Genomic DNA, 16,302 nt, shown 5'->3' with positions numbered 1-16,302 from the left:
TACCAGGCGCGGCACGACGACCCTAGCGAATCGGCCATCACCGGAGCTGCGCTGTAGCCCGCACCCGATCCAGGCGGGGAAGCAGACGGAGGAAATTCTCGGCTGGGTGTCACACCGTGCTCGGATTCGACACCTGTAGCAGACGAATGACCCGTCTGCTTTTTGGAGGTGCCGCCGTGCTCCCGCAGTTCCCCCTCACCGTCGCCGCGACAAGGCGACAGTCCCGTCGCCCGGTACCGGACGGTGGCCGATGACCACGAACGACCTCATCGACGGAGCCATCGGCGTGCTGCAGGATCTTCCCGCGCATGCCGATCGGCTCGCGCAGTGGACGCTGAGCAACGCCTGGTGGATCGCCCTGCTTGTGCTCGCCGTGTTCGGCGCGGTCGGCGCAGGCCGGCTCCTCGCTGCCAGGCGTCCGCTGGCCGACCGGGGCGCGCTGGAGCTGCTGCCCACGACGGGCTTCGACCCCAAGGTGGAGGAAGTCATCCGCTTCGCTCACCAGCTCACGCGTGCCCACAAGAGCGTCTCCCGCTGGAACCTCACCCCTGCCCGAGGCACCGCGATCCGTATCCGCTTCAACTGCTCGGGAGGGCCGTTGACGATGCGGGTGGAGGGCCCGTCGAAGGCGCTGTCCGTGCTGCGCCACCAGGGCTACGCCCAGTGCGAGATGCGGCTCGTAGAGGACGGCCTCCCCGTTTGTGAGCGCCCGCAGATCCAGCTTGGCGCCCAGTCCCAGGCAAGCCCGCGGCCCGCGGCCGCGTGACGACGCAGAACAGGAACGGAACCTCATGAGCTCCGCACCCGAACGGGACGCCGATGCCCCCGTCAACCTGACCAAGGACGAGCCGGCCGGCAACAAGGGCTCCGGTCCACGGATGCATTACGCCCGGACCGAGCTCGCCCTGGCCCTGCCCGACCACCTCGCCCTGCGCGAAGTCCCTCTCGCTCCCGACCCGCTCGAGGCGCTGGCGACGGCGGTCGCCGACGTCCGTGAGGACCTCGGGGAAAGCGCCGACGTCGTCCTCGACCTCGTCCCCGTCGCGCCGTCGCGCGTCGGCAGCCGGCGTAGGCGCCTCCTCGCGCAGGCGCGCCGCAACCCGGCGGACGCGCCGGCCATACCCGGCATGCCTCAGCACAACAGCCGCTTCGGCTTCGATCTGTCGTCGGTGCTGTCGGAGGTCGCCTCTGAGATGAAGGGCAACCAGGGGCGGAGCCAGCGACCGCAACGTCCCGGCCCGCACCGGATGCACCGCATGACCGACATGAAGGCTGCCCTCGGCAAGCTCGCTCCCGGCGCCGAGCCGGTCTTCTCCCTGCAGATGATGGTCCGCACCTGCGCTCCTGACTCCGCGCGGGCCCGGATGCTGCTCGACCAGGTCCTGGCCGCCCTGGAGCCGTGGTCGGGTGACAACCACTTGCGGCCCGTCGGACTGAATCTCGGCATCACCCGCGTCCGCGCCGACTCTTGGCTCTACCGGCGCGCCTTCGACCGCCGTTTCGAGACGGGCGCCTTCAAGCAGCGGCGGAACAACTGGGTCACGGCTCAGGAGATAGCCGGGCTGCTCAAGCCCCCGACGAAGAACAACGGCGCGGCCAACCTCAGTCGCTCGGGCGGCGTCGTCCCGCCCCCGCCGGCCGCGTTGCCGTCCTGGAACGGGCAGCGGGGCCTGTTGCCACTCGGATGGGTCGCGAAGCCCGGCGGCGGTGAACGCCTCGCCGGACTTCCGCTGAAGTACCTGCTGTTCGCGCTGTTCCTCGGCAAGGCCGGCTACGGCAAGACGGAGATGTCCCTGGTCCAGGCGATCGCCCTGGCACACAACGGCCACGGGCTGCTCTTCCTCGATCCGCACGGCGACGGCTGGGCGCGGGCGCGGCCCTACCTCGCCCACCGCGAGCTCGCGGACAGGATCTGGGAGATCGACCTGACCTCCCCCGAGCTGGACAAGATGGTCGGCTCCTGGAACCCGCTGTCGATGGAGCGACGTCGCGAGTCAGAGATCCCCGACATCGTCCAGTACATCGTCACCGGGTTCTCCGCCGCGCTGAACTGGAGCGACTCCGCCGGCCGCGCCAAGACCATCCTCACCAGGGCGGTCGAGTCCCTGGTGTACCTCTCCTGGCAGGTCTGCCGCGCCGGTAGGCCTGAGCTGGCGCCCACGATCTTCCAGATCCGCACGATCCTCACCGACGCGGTCTGGCGGACCACGGTTCTGAAGTACCTGCCCAAGGACGTTCGGGACTTCTGGGAGAACGTCTTCCCCTCGTACTCCAAGGAGGCCGTCCCGGTCGTCACGAACATCATCGAGCGGCTCTCATCGTCCAACGCGATCAAGGCGTTTCTGGGTTCGAGCCGCAGTACGTACGACATCCGGCACGCCATGGACTCTGGCAAGATCGTCTTCGTCTGCCCGGCCGGAACCGGCGACGTCGACCGCATCATCAGCAGCCTGCTGATCTACGACCTGTTCCGGGCCGGCCTCTCCCGCAGGGACACCCCCGTCGCGAAGCGCCGCGACTTCTTCTCGTTCATCGACGAGCTGACGAGCGTGGACGGCGCGTCGAAGGGCACGCTGGCGCAGATCGCGGAGCAGTTGCGCAAGTTCAACGTACGGCTGCTGGCGATGACGCAGATGGCGCAGCGGCTCAGCGCCACCACGCGGCAGGGACTGCTGCAGAACATCTCCGTCCTGTCCACGACGGCGTCCGACGTCGACGAGGCCACGCTGGTGACGCGCCGCTGGGGCAAGAAGGTCTCCCCGGACACGATCACCCAGCTCAACCGGTACCACTACGTGATGTCGGTGACCCTGGACGGCGGTCAGTCCGACCCGTTTCGTGTCCGCGGCGCTTCGGTCGAGGACCTCTACGCCGAGTACTACCGGCCCCAGAACGAGGACCGCCTCAGCCGGGCGATCGACGAGAACCTCGCCCGCCGCCCCGTCCGCGACATCCTCACCGACCTGCGCCGACTCGACATGAGGCTGCGCCGGTTCATCGTCACCCTTGAGGTGCCGCCGGACGATGACGACGATCCCGAGGCCTCCGCTCCTCCCCCGGACGAGCCGACGCCGGACGGCAACGGCGCCGGCGCGAAGGGCTCTTCTGACGGCCGGTCTGGCGTCAAGACGCGTGTCCACGACAGCGAGGGCACCGTCATCGGGGGCGAACAACCCGACGCTGCGGCCGAGGCTCCCAGCAATGTCCTCCCGCTCAACCCCAACCAGTCGAGGCTCGGATGATGACCCTGCACACCGAGGAACCGCCGCTCATCACGCCGCACAGCGGCCGCAGCTTCCATGCGCTGGGACGCCGTGCCTTGGAACTGCTGTACCAGCACCGGGTGCTGTCCACGCAGCAGCTGCACGTCCTTCTCACCGAGCCGGAGAGCCGGCCGGAGCGTCCCGTCTACCTGCGCCAGCAGCTCGGTGAGCTCCGGCAGTCGGGGCTGGTGAGTCGGGTGCGGGCTCATGGAAGTGGCGGCCCAGGGCGGGTCCGGAACCTTCCCTACCTGTGGTTCCTCACGGAGGCCGGCGCCGAGTCCGTCGAAGAGGCGGGCGAGCTGCCTGTCCGCCCCTACCGGGTGACGCCGGACTCGGTGGCCGGTGCCCGGCAGGCGCACACGCTCGCGGTCAGCGACGTGGGTGCCGCCTTCGTGGAGCATGCCCGCCGCCTGGGGCACGAGTGCGGCCCTCTGGACTGGACACCGGAAGTCGCCAACCGCATCAGGGACGGTCAGCGGCGTTTCGAGGACGACCACGTCATCAGCGACGCCGTCCTGAACTACGTACACATCGATCGGGGCCAGCGCACCATGCTGAGTTTCTTCATCGAGGTCGACCGGGCCACGATGACGTCCGCACGGCTGGCGGCGAAGCTGGCCACGTACGGGCGGCTGTACGAGTACGTCCCCCAGAGCCCGGACCGAGCCCGCCGGATGCCGAACGCCACACGGCCGGCCTGGATGTACAGCTACCCGGTCTTCCCCCGTGTGCTGGTGATCCTCGACGCGGCGCCGCCCCGGGCCGGCCAGTCCGACCGGCGGCCGCAGCGGCTCGCGGCGCGCGCGGAGGATCTCTACACCCGGACCGCTGCGGACATCCGACTCAGCCGGCTCAAGAGCGACATGGCGATCGGGGTGACGACCCTCCGGCAGCTCCAGGAGCAGGGCCCCTGCGCACCGATCTTCACTCCCCTGCTGCGCGGGTCCCCCTCAGCGCGGCCGTCACCCACCGACCTCTACCTCTCCACGAAGTAGCCGGCCGTCCGACCGGCCGAGAAGGAAGCAGCGCGATGACCAGTACCTCAGTCGAGGCTCCGGCCGAGAGCGGGAGCATGATCCGGCTCACCGAGATCCTGCACCGCAGTACCAAGCTGCGGCAGCGACGATTCGAGATGCTGCCGCTGCGCGGACCGGGCGCCCCCTTCACCGAGGCCCAGGCACGGAACCCGTCCGACTCCCTCCCGCCGTCCGAACTCGCCGACCTCATTTCCTCAATGTCCGTCGTTGGACTGCTGGAGCCGGTGCTGGCCGAGGAGATCGTCGTCGGTGGAAAGGCGCCGACGATCCGGCTGGTCACCGGAGAACGCCGTCTGCGCGCGATGCGTTGGGGAGCTACAAACCGGCCGGACAACCCGCACTTCGCGGCTCTGCCCGCCGTGGTCTGCCCCGGGCCGCTGTCCGACGAGGAACGTCACATGTGGCGTTTCGTGGAGAATTTCGCCAGAGAGCCTCTCAAGCCGGGCGAGCAGGCTGCTGCCCTTCTGTACCAGCGATGCGCGATCCTCGTCGGCAAGCTGCTCAAGGCCGGCAAGCCCGTGTCGCAGGAGGTCTACGCGATCCCCGACCCGGCGCAGCGCTTCCAGGCCCTGGAGAAGATCCGCGGCACCGACCACAGCTGTGCCGCGCCGTGGAGCGAGGTACTGAGTCGGCTCGGGCTCCAGCTCAACGAGCGCAAGGCCGGTGAGCTGGTACGTGCCTTCCGCGCGCTGCCGCGCGACCTCACGGAGGAGATGGACGAGGCAGCAATCCGGCTGAACACCAGGATCCGCTATGCCGAGTTGCGCAACGGGCGCGCGGAAGCGGCGGCGGGCATCTGGGCAGCGCTCAAGACGTCGAAGCGGCTCCACCTGCTGCCCACTGCCGTGAATGTCGGGCTCGAGGAGCCCGGGCTCGGGCCGGAGGAGATCATCGCCGAGGCGGAGGAACGGCAGGACGCGGCCAACGCCGACCGTCGTGCGAAGCTCACCCGCGTTCCCACCCAGGCGGAAGTCGAACTCGACGACAACGACGGCTTCGCCGCCGGGGCGGACCCCGTGGAGGGCACCGACCCCTCGGCGCCGGACGACTCCGCGCTCCCACCGGAGACCGCGGAGTCTGAGCCTCCCGGGCCGCCGAGACCGGCCGTGCAGACGGACGTCATCCGGAATGCGCTGGACGGGGTCCGGAGCCTGCTGGTCGAGGTCCGGGCAGGCAAGGAGATCTCCCGTTACGACCGCGGCTCCCTGCGGATCGCGCTGCGCGAGCTGGGCGCCCACCTCGAAGACGAAGCCGCACCCGCCCCGTCAGGGCGCGGCACCCATGATGAAGGGACCGAAGCAGCATGACCAGTGTTTCCCTGCCCATTCCGACCGTCGGCGTTCCCCTCCCCGGCCGGGGCTGCGACTGCAACGCCTGCGCGTTCTACGCTGGGCCCGATGGCCGTGGTGGCCCCGCCACCGTCGAGCCGCTGTGCTCGGGCACGAACTCCGACTGCCGGTTCTGCGGCTGCGCTGCGACGGAAGCGGACGCCCCCGCGAACGCCTGCGTCACCAGGAAGTGCCCGATCCGCTGCGGCAGCCGGACCGACATCGCCCAGTGGATGGCCGACGTAGGCGGCACGCTGGGCTTCGATGACATCAGCATCGACGGCACCCTGCCCGACGGCCTGCCGGCCCTGATCCCCATGACCGACGGTTCCGCCGTCACCAAGCTCGACGCCAGCCTGAACTGGCCGGCCTACGGAGTCGGCCTCAGGCGCGTCTTCTCCCCTGACACCCACACCCTCTACCCCCGATTCACGGAACAGTCGGCCCGCGAAGCCCTCGCCCTCAAGCCGCACCAGAAGGCCGTACTCGTCGGCTACGGCGAGGACCCGCTCGTGGAGGCGTTCTGGACGAGGCGCCAGCGGGACAATCTCGTGGAGCGGATCGCGGAGCAGCAGTGGGACCTGGTACTCCCCTGCAATTTCTCGATCTACGGGGACTGGCCGAGGACCGAGCACCTGCTCAACATGCGACGGTGCCTGCTCTTGGCGCAGGAGTTCGCCGAGGCCGGCGTGCCCGTCGTTCCGAATGTCTACTGGTTCCGGCTGGAGGATCTGGAGCGCTACCTGGCCTGGATCGAGGACGCGCCTCCGCCGGCGATCGCCATCAACGTGCAGACCGTCCGTGATAACTCGACCTGGGACACCTGGGAGCGGCCGGGCCTGCACCTGCTGGCCGCGAACCTCCCGGAGGACATGCCCGTCATCCTCACCGGCTTGTCCCGGACCAACCGGATCGCGGAGATGGTCGAGCTGTTCGGCTCCCGGCTGACCCTGATCTCCCAGAACCCGCACCAGTACGCCTTGCACGGCGCCGTCATGACCGCGAACGGTCGCGAGGACGTCCACGCCCGCCCCGAGGACGCCTTCGCCGCGACAGTCCAGTACATGGCGTCGCTTCTGCCGTCCCGCTGAAAGTTCTTCGCCCGCACTGTCACACCGGCGGCTCCTCCCACACCTGTAGCAGGTGAAACCCCTGATGGGAGGAGCCTCCATGACGACCGACCCCGACAAGCCCGACGCGACGGCCGACGCGTCCACGACGTCGCCGGACACTTCCGCCTGGCGGCTGTGGATCTTGCTTGTCTGGCACCCGGCCCTGGGCCTCCCCGTCGACCCTGTCGCCGTGCTGGCCCTCGACACCGGTCATCAGCCGGCAGATCGCGTTGTTCGCTGGGTGCCGCTGGTCTACGACCCCGCCGACCCCTGGCGTGAGCGCCTGGGCGAGAACACCCGGCCCGAGGACGTCGAGCTCTGGGTCGCGCAGTCCGGGACCTGCGCTCTCGAACCCGCCACCATTCCTGAGGGCGCGCTCGACCTGTCCCACGCGGCCGACCTCGTTCTCGACGAACTGCTTGCCGAGGTCATCCCCGCTCTCCCAGCGCGGGGGGATGCCTGATGGGTACGGGCAGCAAGTCCAGCCACGCCTCCTACGCGGTGGGGCCGACAGCCACGTCAGAGGGCACGGAGGAACCGGTCGCCGAGGCACCGGCACAACCCATGTCCGACGAGGAGATCCAGGCCAAGGCCGACCTGCTGGTGGCCACGAACCTCATGGAGGAGATCGCCGATCCGCCGTTCGCGATCGACCCCGAGGACGCGGTCCCCGCTGACCCGGTCGAGCGTTACGACCTGTTCGTCGGCCAGGTCAAGGATGCCCAGGCGGCCATCGAGAAGTTGAAGGAAGCCGGGGCCTCCGAGGAGGAGATCGAGGCCCACACCAAAGCACTGAAGGCCCAGACGGTCGCCTTCCTCAATTCCCTGGACGAGGAAGAGCTGCGTGAGATCGCCGAAGCCAAGGGATTCGAGCATCCCGCACTGGTCGGCCTGTCGGGCAAGGGCCAGCACCCCTTGGTGCACTGGCTCGACCCGGCCTACCCCGGTGACATCCCGTCCAAGCAGAAGATCCAGGCGGCCGCGCTCGACCGGTACAACGAGCTGCTCGCCGGCGGGACGGTCGGCGGGATGACACTTGCCGACCTGCACCAACTCGAAGGCACGGAGCCGCCCGTCAGCGACGGCTCGTGGACGGCCACGCCCGGGGAGGTCAACCAGTCGGCACAGGCGGTCACCGAATCGGTCGACGCCTGGATCGCGGTGAAGAAGACCTACGGGCCTCAGTCTGAAAAGGCCGAGGCCTTGCAGGCGATGCTCGCGGCCGAGCAGAAGCTGGCCTCGGCCAACTGCCCTGAGATCGGCGAGGATCTCGATAAGGCCAAGGCTCAGGCCAAGGAGGCCGTCGACCAGGCGCTCAACTCCACCTACCTCAATCCGAAGGACGTCGGGCCTCTGGTGCAGGAGGGGCTTGCCTCGGGTCAGCTGACCGAGACCGAGGCGATGCACCTCAGCAGCCGCCAGGTCGTGACGTTGATGCGGCCGACCACACCCGAGAGCGAAGCGGAGTCCCTGAAGGCTCTGGCGGGCAAGCGGCAGGAGCAGTTGGCGAACCTCGACGCCGGCTATGCCGCGCACATAGCGATGGCTCCCGGCGCCGGGCAGCCGCTCAACCTCCCCCCTGCCGGCGACCCGGGGGCGGAGCAGGTCATCGCAGCGTGGGCGAAGAACGCCGGCGAAGTGCGGGACATGCAGACGAGCGTGAACGGCTGGTACTCCACCACCCAGCACCTGCTCGGCGAAAACATGTACGCCGAGCACCCGGCCCTCGGGCCGGGGAAGTACATCCATCCCGGCGACCTCACGAGCGACTTCAAGGCGTGGGCCAAGGAGCAGAAGCTCGCTGACCTGCGCACCGTCGCCGCCGAGCTGGGGATGGACACCAACGCCAAGGCAACACGGGCTCAGGTCCAGAACTACATCGCCGCGAGCTTCAACAAGAAGTACGACCAGCAGACCATCAAGGACAAGGTCACCTCGGACGTCGCGAAGAAGGAGGCTGCCAAGGCGGCGGCCGCCGCGGCGCCTGCGGCGAAGCCAGACGACGGCTTGGCCTCCGACGAGGCGGTCCAGGCCCTGGCGAGCAAGCTGCATGCGAACGGAGCGAGCTCCGCGGCCAAGCCGGCCACGCCTGGCGCTCCGAAGCCGGCGAAGGTACCGAAGCCGGGATCGTTCAACGCGAACATCCAGGCGTTGATGGCCGAGGTGCAGCACGCGAAGGCGACCAGCCAGGACGTGCCGGCACGCGTCGACGCCACGGAAGTCGCCGGCTGGACCTTCGGCCCCGGCACCACGGCGTCGAACTTGGGCGGGACGTACGCCAAGACCGTCCACGCTGCTCCGGACGGTTCCCAGTGGCTGTTCAAGGCCGACCACAACCACGGCGGAGCCCTCGGGCACACCGAAGCGGCTGCCTCGCACATCCTGGCGCTGGGCGGAGTCCCGTCGGTGCCCGTCTACCACCACAAGCAGCCCGACGGGACAGCCGGCTCCATCCAGCCCATGCTCAAGGGCGCGCAGCAGTTCGGGTCCAGCCCGAGCCAGTGGACGCAGTCCCAGGTTGACGCGGTCGTCCGGTCCCACGTCGGCTCGTGGTTCATCGGCGAACACGACGGTCACAAGAACAACTGGCTGCAGACCCCCTCCGGAGGTCTGGTTCAAATCGACCGCGGCCAGGCGTTCAAGCACTTCGGCGCCGACAAGCTCTCGATCGACTACGCCCCCAGTGGCGGGGGCGGGTTCACCCCCGTCCACCAGAGCCTCTACCAGGCCGCGCTCGGCGGGAGCCTCGCCAAGGGCGTGAAACTCAATCCGGCCGCCGCCCATCCGGTGATCAAGAAGCTCGAGTCGATCCCGGACGCACAGCTGCGCTCCGTTCTGCACTCCACCGCCCACGAGGGAGCCAAGGCGGGCGTGGCGTGGGTGCCCCAGATGCGCAGCCGGGCCGCCAAGGCCCTGAAGATCCCCCAGTCCCAGGTCACGCACGAGCAGATCGCCAACGCGTTCCTGGACCACGCAGTCGAGAGGAAGAACTCCTTGCGTCAGAACTTCGCCGACTTCTTCGTCAAGCAACTCAAGCTGCCCTCCGGCGCTTCCCTCAAGCACGGGGGTAGCTGATGGGCACCGGATCGAAGTCCAGTCACCAGAGCTACGCCGTCAGCCCGACCGCGCTCGCGGAGAGCCCGGCCGCCCCGGTGGAGCTCGGCGGTGCGCCGGCCGCGAGCGAAGGTGTCGATCTGGCGGGTGCAGCAGGGGGCTCGGTAGCCGAGATCCCGGAGGTCGCGGAGCTCCTTCCAGAGCCGGACGCCCCTGCGGAGCCGGCCAACGCCGGCGACGTCGTCGCGGACCCGGTAGCGGACGAACTCACCGAGGAGGCCGTGCCCGGCCAAGGACTCGAATCCGGCGCACCACCTGATGACGAGGAAGTCCAGACCGCACCCGATGAGGATGAACCGGAGAGCTCCGCACCCGATGTCGACGAGCAGACCGGAGACGAGCCAGCCGCCGGCGACGGAGATCTGCTGCTCGCCGAGGAGGACGAGACCGAGGCCGAAGAGGAGACGGACCCTCCGCTGACGCCGGTGCCGGCAGCTCCCCCGGTCGGACAGCCCACGGGCACGCCGATCCTGGTCGGCGGGGACGACTTCATCAACTCCGAGGCCGCCCTGGTGGCGTACGACTCGGCGGACGGTCCGCGGGAGGTCCTCCTTACCCACGTCTCGGAGGAAGCAGAGGAGAAGCTGCTCGACGCTCTGAGCATCCCGGGCACGCACATGGAAGAGGTCGAGGTCGAGGAGAAGGTCAAGGGCCGCCTCGGCCTCGACAAGGACAAGAAGTTGGGCGAGCTGACCTCAACGGCGGTCAGCTCGGTGCAGCACAAGCTGAAGCACGACCTGCCGATGTCGGACGCGTCGATCGCCAAGCACCAGGCGGCCGTCGACGCCGTCTCTGATGTGCTCCACGATCCGTCGATCAGCGACGACGAGAAGACCATGGCCTTGCACTACCTTCACCAGTTGAACCTGGTGAAAGACAAGATCGACAACGGCGGGTCCCCGCTGCCCTGGATGGCCCCGTACGAGGTTACCCAGACCAAGACGGTCACCAAGCAGGTCCCGGTACCGGACGGCGAGCCGGAGCCGGGAACCCTCCCGGCGACCGTGCGCAAAGCCAGCCGGATCAAGGCGAGTTTGGACACCGAGACCGGTCAGAGCTCCTGGGACGGGACCACTCGCAGCACCGCGAACGGCACCGAGTACGAGATCGACATGGGGGACGGCTGGAAGGCGGTCTACCGGCCGTACAAGGACAACGATCCGGCCTCCACGGAGTACTCGCTGCGCGGACAGCTGGAGGTCCACGCACCGGCCGGTGCCGGCCATGGGAAGGAACTCGTGGAGCGGCTGGAGCAGCTGCACCTGATGAACAAACCCATGACAGCCGCCGAGGGCGAGTGGACGTACCTGTCGAACAACGTCAAAGCCCAGGGGCTGGGCAACGCGGCCGGCATGAAGGCTGCCATGGAAACGGCCCAGGGACTCCAGGACCTCCAGGTCCAGGAGATCGTGCACCAGCGGATGGAGACGCTGATGGGGCTCGACACCGAGGCCCTGCAGACCCAGATGAAGCGGATCCACCTGGAGGCCGCCCACAAAGTGCTGCCGATGAAGGTGGAGGTGGTGCGGGATGCCGTGGCCAAGGCCTCCGGGTTCGCCAGCGGCGCCGAGCTGGCAGCGAGCCCCGGGTACGAGCCGACACCTGCGACGACCGGGAAGTGGCTGTCGTGGTCCCGTTTCGACGTCACCGGCAAGCAGGAGGAGATCAAATCCGCCTTCGAGGGGAGGTCGCTGATGCACAAGATCCACAGCGGGAACCTCGCCAGCCTGTTGGGCACCGGTGTGCTGGCCAGCACCGAGAAGCGAGCCGTCATGGGCATCGGCAGCGGCGTGGGCATGAGCGAGGAAAGCGACAAGATGACCGGCGGCGCCAACAGCGTGTTCCTGCGGGTCCAGCACAGCGGCTCTCACCTGGGAGGGGGCACGCTGATCTGGGACGACCCCAGCGTTCTGATGCGTCGGAGCGACTACTACGGCTACAACGGCGACCACTACGGCGCCATCAACCCTGAGCACCACAACTACAGCAAGAACGCGATCACCCGGAACCCGATGAAGATCGCCAATTTCAGCAGCGACGGCAACGAGGTGATGTTCGGGAACGGGATTGATCTGCTCGGGGCTGAGGCACCCAGCCGGATCGTGTGCGCGTCCGCCGGCGAGCGCCAGACGATCCTGGCCTCGTTCGCTTCCCGGGGCATCACCGAACTCGGCGGCAAGCCGGTCGAGGATGTCCTGTGCCTGGACGACTACTACAGCTGATACGAGGAGCTGAACGATGACAACGGACAAACAGTGGCGGCAGCGGTTCTCAGATCTCCTCGCCGGCAATCACAGCACCACGGGTGACGCCGTCGACGCCGGCGCGCGCCTGATCGTCTTCGACCCCGACGGCAGCGAAGTCTTCCGGGCCGCCCTCGCCCGACACCACCGCTTCGTCGACGACGAGCAGATCGTGTGGATCAGGCCCCTGGTCGGCGGCCAGGACACCGCTGACGGATACCTGTTCAACCTCGGCATGACACGGCGGCGCTCCCTGCAGTGGGAGTGCGCCCGCCTCGTCGACGGGGTAGTCGAGATAGACCTCGCCACCGGGCAGCGGGCCCACGTCGAACCGGCGGACGAGACGGACATGGCAGAGCTGACCCGGTGGGAGGACTTCACCGACCGGCTCACCCCAGAGGAGGATGCGGCGCTGCGGCGCCTGGACGCGGACTCCTGGCAGGGCCGCTATGCCTGACGGGCCGGCGCCCGGGGCGTCGGCAGGCGTATTGGCATGATGGTCTCCCGGCCCCGCAGATCGCGAGGCGGCGTCCGGCCTGTGGGCCGGCGCAGCGCTGAAGGTGAAGGGAGGTGAGCAGCGTGGCAGCGCGACGTCGCGGCGTTCGCGGCTTTGACGGAGCCGTGCTCCGGGCCGTCCGCACGCGCCGGCGCATGTCCGAGGAGGACCTTGGACGTGCCACGGCGATCGCCCCCTCCCTCATCTGCGCCTACGAGGACGGCCGGCGGACCCCGGAGTGGAGAACCCTCCTCGTGCTCGCAGCCGGCCTCTCGAGCACGGTCGACGAACTGCGCCCCGGGCATGCAACCACGATGGAGGACCTTCGGTGCGGCGCCGGCCAGAACCAGGCCGGCGCCGCCGCGACGGCGGGGCTTACGCGCAGCGGGTACGCCATGCTCGAGAACGGCCACACCCGCAGCCTGAAGTCCGGGGTGGCGTCCAGGCTGGCGGCTTCGTGGGAAGTTGACACCGACGTCGTCGTCCGGGCTCACACGGTGGCCGTCCAAGCGGCCGGCGAACCGGCGCCCGTTCTTGAAGGAGCCGTGCTGGACGGTCTCGCTGCCCACTTCGGCGTGGCTTCTGAGGCTCTGCTTGACCTGGCCCGCGAGATCCAGAACCGGAGCGAGAGGAGGAACTCATGACCGTGCACCGGGGACACCCGCTGACGAACGCCCGGCACGCAGCTCTGCGTTGCCCGCTGCCCGAGCACGAGCGCGCCCTCCCCGTCGACCTGGCCTGGCTACGCCGGCGCGCCAAGATGTTCGCGCACGTCTCCCAGCGGCCTTTTCACCTGGTCGTAGACCTCAAGGCGTACGCCTCGGTCACCGGGATGGACTTCTACCCGCACTACGCCGCCCAGGTCTACCGGGGCCCGGAGACGGCCCGGTTGAGCGTGCCGCTGATGGCGGTGAACCTCGCCCTCGTGGCGAGCCGCGAGGAAGCCGACCGCGCTCTGGCACACGAGACGATGCACCTGGTCGTCCCCTCGTACGGTCACAAGCAGGCGGCCTTCGAGCGCGCCCAGCTCCTTCTCGACCAGGTCGGGCAACTGGCTGTCAGCGCGTAGGGCCGGCCTCCACCGCAGACTCCCGGCGCCCCGCGCGTCGCACACTCCACGGTGTGCCGCGCGGGGGCGGTTCCCTCCAGCCGAGTTGTTGCATAACTCGATAATGACGGGTACTGTAGTCGCATGCGGACGGGGGGTGAATCCTCCAGAACCGCACACGGGCCGTCCCCGTACGGCCTTCGAGGCCGGCACAGGTGGTGCCGGCCAGGACCAACCACCGGCACCGCCGCCCCACCGACCTTCGGAGATGACATGCCGCGCTCCAGTACCACGCCGCCCTTGTCCCCTATCGAGTCGGCCGCCGTCGATGCGGCCATCAACCGCGCACGCACCAGGCAGGCGGTCCACCTGGCACCCGAACCATCCGTCCACACCGCGCCGGACGAGCAGACCGGCCTGGCGCGGCTGCTTCGCCACCGCCTCGGCCTGGCGAACCACCCGGCAGTGATCAGCGGCCACAGCGACAAGCGCCACATGCTCCTGCCGGGGGGCATCCACTACCCCGCCGTGGCTCTGCTCCTGTCCCACCAGGGGTGGTCCCTCCGATTCCTGGCCACGTACAACGACCGGCGCCGTCTCGTCTTCGACGTCGTGGACACGTGCCCGTACTGCCACGAGCCGGTGCCCACCGAAGAGATCGGTCGCGCTGAGGACCTGGGCGACTACCTCCTCAGGTCCCGCGACGCTCTCGGCGGCTCCCCCAGGTTCCGTCTCTCCCCCGCACACGCCGTCGGCTGCCGCGCACGCGGCGACTGATCCGACTCCACACCCTCACTGGCGCCCCCGGCTCACCCGAGCCGGGGGCGCCCTGCATGAAAGGGCCCCTTCCGTGACCGCAACCGTCCACCAGACCGACGAATCCGACGAGTTCACCGAGATCAGGGTGCGCGTCGCCTTCTCCGAACTGGTCACCTACCAAGTCGATCGCGACTTCGAGATACCGGTCGAGATAGCCCACAGCCCGAGAGCCATCCGGCAGTACCTCGCCGACGAGCTGGACCCCGACGATCTCGCCGACGACTGCCTTTACGAGAACACCACCAGTTGCGAGGACCGCAGCGTTCACGAGGTCCACGTCCTCCAGACCACGGCCGACCACTGGCGCTCCGACGGCGTCCGGCAGATCGCCATCAACCGCTACATGCGCTCCGTCCGGGGGCCGATGACGGTCTGGCTCGCCCCCGACCGCAAACGGCCCACCGGACGGTGCTCGCACTGCGGCCATCTCACCCTCTTGCGGATCGGCGCCCTGGCCGCACTGCACCGTGTCCCGCCGGCCATCGAGCCGTGCCCGGGCGCCGGCCACCTGGTCGCCCATCGCGACAGCGCGCAGCCCCCGGCGCCTGCCTCCACCTCCTGACCGACCGGGTGAGCCGGCTTCCACCGGCGCGCCCATCAGCAGAGAGACGTTTCCGTGCCTTCTCCCTCTCAACGATCAGCTCCCGACTCTCACGGCCCGCTCGGGCTGGTGGTCCGCGACCCCGAGAGCAACACCTCCGTCCCGGAGCTCTGGACGGACTGGTTGCAGTTCATGGTCCCCCTCTGCCTGGCCGAGATGTGGAACCTGTCCGACGCGGAAATCGACCGCATCCGCTCCGAATGCTGCGACGCGATCGCCAGCCACGGCGACGACGCCCAGTTCGGCGGCCGCCACCAGGGCACGGCGCGGACCGCGATCGCCAAGGGCCTTGCAGTTCTCGCGATGGCCGACGGGGGCGTGACCGCGCTCGGCATCCACGCGTGCACCCGCTCCCACGCCGGCTGCCCCGGCCTCCCCTCGACCCCCGACCTCACGAAGGCGAAGAAATGAACAACGTTGACGGCGATGTGACCAGCCCGACGAAGCGGAGCCCGCGAAAATGGCTTCTCACTCAGAACTCGCAATTGCGGAAGGAGGGCATTTTCAACTGGACTCTTCCGGCTTTCGCGGTAAAACTTCCGGACGGCTCGAATTTCAATGTATGCCCTCAGGCCGGGGCTTGCGCCGACCTTTGCTACGCGCGAGTAGGGGCTTATCGGTTCAAGAATGTGCGCGCGGCGCATATTCGGAATCTTCTGCTGTGCCGGGACTCCCCGGAAGAGTGGGAGAAGCGCATGACGGAGGAACTCGGCCACAAGCGGTACGTCGGCAAATGGATTCGCTTGCACGACTCCGGTGATTTCTATTCCGATGCGTATCTGCTCGCCTGGATGCGTATCATGAAGGCGTCCCCGGAGGTGCGATTCTACTGCTACACCAAGGAGATCAGCCGCTTCAAGAAGCTCGTGGAAAAGGACGCCCCAGACAATTTCCTGTGGTGCTACAGCCTCGGCGGGCGCGAAGACCACCTGATCGATCTCGCGCACGAAAGGCACGCCGACGTCTTCCCTGACATCGAAGCCCTCATCGCCGCCGGATACTCCGACCAGACTGAATCCGACCTTCTCGCAGTCCTCAGCGAGTCTCCTCTCGTCGGCATTCCAGCCAATCGGATCCCCCATCTCATCAAGCGGCAAGGGAGCGAGACATTCGGCAGTTTGCAGCGCGCTCGGGACGAGAAGCTCGCGGCGAAGAAGATGCGTTCCGAGAAGGTACTTGAGACAGTCCACTGACTGGATCTTCGGGTAACCGTGTGGGGCCGGACGTGATGCGTCCGGCCC

At 68.5% G+C, this 16,302-nt stretch carries 15 protein-coding genes; all 15 read left to right on the top strand.

The window, feature by feature from the left end; all coding sequences use genetic code 11:
- Window positions 1-250: 250 nt before the first annotated feature.
- The 15 genes from ACFV6H_RS37200 (at window position 251) to ACFV6H_RS37130 (ending at window position 16,254) form a co-directional block, all read left to right on the top strand.
- Window positions 251-766 (top strand): hypothetical protein, encoded by a 516-nt coding sequence (locus ACFV6H_RS37200; RefSeq protein WP_385551231.1) that lies wholly within the window; start codon window positions 251-253, stop codon window positions 764-766.
- Window positions 767-791: 25 nt separating this feature from the next.
- Window positions 792-3,242: an ATP/GTP-binding protein gene (locus tag ACFV6H_RS37195; protein WP_385551229.1), complete on the top strand. Its 2,451-nt coding sequence runs from the start codon at window positions 792-794 to the stop codon at window positions 3,240-3,242.
- Window positions 3,242-4,258, top strand: a complete 1,017-nt coding sequence (locus ACFV6H_RS37190; RefSeq protein WP_385551227.1) for a replication-relaxation family protein — start codon at window positions 3,242-3,244, stop codon at window positions 4,256-4,258. Before ACFV6H_RS37195 ends, ACFV6H_RS37190 begins: the two co-directional genes overlap by 1 nt.
- 35 nt (window positions 4,259-4,293) lie before the next feature.
- A complete protein-coding gene (locus ACFV6H_RS37185; RefSeq protein WP_385551225.1) occupies window positions 4,294-5,607 on the top strand; it encodes a ParB N-terminal domain-containing protein in 1,314 nt (437 codons plus the stop codon).
- A complete protein-coding gene (locus ACFV6H_RS37180; RefSeq protein WP_385551223.1) occupies window positions 5,604-6,719 on the top strand; it encodes a hypothetical protein in 1,116 nt (371 codons plus the stop codon). The genes ACFV6H_RS37185 and ACFV6H_RS37180 overlap by 4 nt, the downstream gene beginning before the upstream one ends.
- 79 nt (window positions 6,720-6,798) lie before the next feature.
- Complete coding sequence (locus tag ACFV6H_RS37175) at window positions 6,799-7,203, top strand: hypothetical protein (protein ID WP_385551221.1); 405 nt, start codon at window positions 6,799-6,801, stop codon at window positions 7,201-7,203.
- On the top strand, window positions 7,203-9,815 hold the full coding sequence (locus tag ACFV6H_RS37170) for a hypothetical protein (RefSeq protein ID WP_385551219.1): 2,613 nt from the start codon (window positions 7,203-7,205) through the stop codon (window positions 9,813-9,815). The genes ACFV6H_RS37175 and ACFV6H_RS37170 overlap by 1 nt, the downstream gene beginning before the upstream one ends.
- Window positions 9,815-12,076: a hypothetical protein gene (locus ACFV6H_RS37165; protein WP_385551217.1), complete on the top strand. Its 2,262-nt coding sequence runs from the start codon at window positions 9,815-9,817 to the stop codon at window positions 12,074-12,076. The genes ACFV6H_RS37170 and ACFV6H_RS37165 overlap by 1 nt, the downstream gene beginning before the upstream one ends.
- Before the next feature lie 16 nt (window positions 12,077-12,092).
- Complete coding sequence (locus ACFV6H_RS37160; RefSeq protein ID WP_385551215.1) at window positions 12,093-12,554, top strand: hypothetical protein; 462 nt, start codon at window positions 12,093-12,095, stop codon at window positions 12,552-12,554.
- Between the two features lie 113 nt (window positions 12,555-12,667).
- Complete coding sequence (locus tag ACFV6H_RS37155) at window positions 12,668-13,237, top strand: helix-turn-helix domain-containing protein (protein WP_385551213.1); 570 nt, start codon at window positions 12,668-12,670, stop codon at window positions 13,235-13,237.
- The gene (locus ACFV6H_RS37150) at window positions 13,234-13,662 is read left to right on the top strand and encodes a hypothetical protein (RefSeq protein WP_385551211.1); all 429 of its coding nucleotides are present in this window, start codon (window positions 13,234-13,236) and stop codon (window positions 13,660-13,662) included. The genes ACFV6H_RS37155 and ACFV6H_RS37150 overlap by 4 nt, the downstream gene beginning before the upstream one ends.
- A gap of 279 nt (window positions 13,663-13,941) precedes the next feature.
- Window positions 13,942-14,418: a hypothetical protein gene (locus tag ACFV6H_RS37145; RefSeq protein WP_385551209.1), complete on the top strand. Its 477-nt coding sequence runs from the start codon at window positions 13,942-13,944 to the stop codon at window positions 14,416-14,418.
- Window positions 14,419-14,491: 73 nt separating this feature from the next.
- Window positions 14,492-15,022, top strand: a complete 531-nt coding sequence (locus ACFV6H_RS37140) for a hypothetical protein (protein WP_311301185.1) — start codon at window positions 14,492-14,494, stop codon at window positions 15,020-15,022.
- A gap of 108 nt (window positions 15,023-15,130) precedes the next feature.
- The gene (locus ACFV6H_RS37135; RefSeq protein ID WP_385551207.1) at window positions 15,131-15,472 is read left to right on the top strand and encodes a hypothetical protein; all 342 of its coding nucleotides are present in this window, start codon (window positions 15,131-15,133) and stop codon (window positions 15,470-15,472) included.
- Window positions 15,469-16,254 (top strand): hypothetical protein, encoded by a 786-nt coding sequence (locus ACFV6H_RS37130; RefSeq protein WP_385551205.1) that lies wholly within the window; start codon window positions 15,469-15,471, stop codon window positions 16,252-16,254. The genes ACFV6H_RS37135 and ACFV6H_RS37130 overlap by 4 nt, the downstream gene beginning before the upstream one ends.
- The last annotated feature ends 48 nt before the right edge of the window (window positions 16,255-16,302 follow it).

This window comes from Streptomyces sp. NPDC059743 (assembly GCF_042732975.1).
Lineage (GTDB): Bacteria > Actinomycetota > Actinomycetes > Streptomycetales > Streptomycetaceae > Streptomyces.
Note: the sequence above shows the minus strand (reverse complement) of the source record. Positions and strands in the feature narration are given on the sequence as shown.

Coding starts and splice junctions, on each gene's coding strand:
- ACFV6H_RS37200 (WP_385551231.1), top strand. CDS start 251: ATGACCACGAACGACCTCATCGACGGAGCCATCGGCGTGCTGCAGGAT.
- ACFV6H_RS37160 (WP_385551215.1), top strand. CDS start 12,093: ATGACAACGGACAAACAGTGGCGGCAGCGGTTCTCAGATCTCCTCGCC.
- ACFV6H_RS37165 (WP_385551217.1), top strand. CDS start 9,815: ATGGGCACCGGATCGAAGTCCAGTCACCAGAGCTACGCCGTCAGCCCG.
- ACFV6H_RS37185 (WP_385551225.1), top strand. CDS start 4,294: ATGACCAGTACCTCAGTCGAGGCTCCGGCCGAGAGCGGGAGCATGATC.
- ACFV6H_RS37170 (WP_385551219.1), top strand. CDS start 7,203: ATGGGTACGGGCAGCAAGTCCAGCCACGCCTCCTACGCGGTGGGGCCG.
- ACFV6H_RS37195 (WP_385551229.1), top strand. CDS start 792: ATGAGCTCCGCACCCGAACGGGACGCCGATGCCCCCGTCAACCTGACC.
- ACFV6H_RS37190 (WP_385551227.1), top strand. CDS start 3,242: ATGACCCTGCACACCGAGGAACCGCCGCTCATCACGCCGCACAGCGGC.
- ACFV6H_RS37175 (WP_385551221.1), top strand. CDS start 6,799: ATGACGACCGACCCCGACAAGCCCGACGCGACGGCCGACGCGTCCACG.
- ACFV6H_RS37150 (WP_385551211.1), top strand. CDS start 13,234: ATGACCGTGCACCGGGGACACCCGCTGACGAACGCCCGGCACGCAGCT.
- ACFV6H_RS37130 (WP_385551205.1), top strand. CDS start 15,469: ATGAACAACGTTGACGGCGATGTGACCAGCCCGACGAAGCGGAGCCCG.
- ACFV6H_RS37180 (WP_385551223.1), top strand. CDS start 5,604: ATGACCAGTGTTTCCCTGCCCATTCCGACCGTCGGCGTTCCCCTCCCC.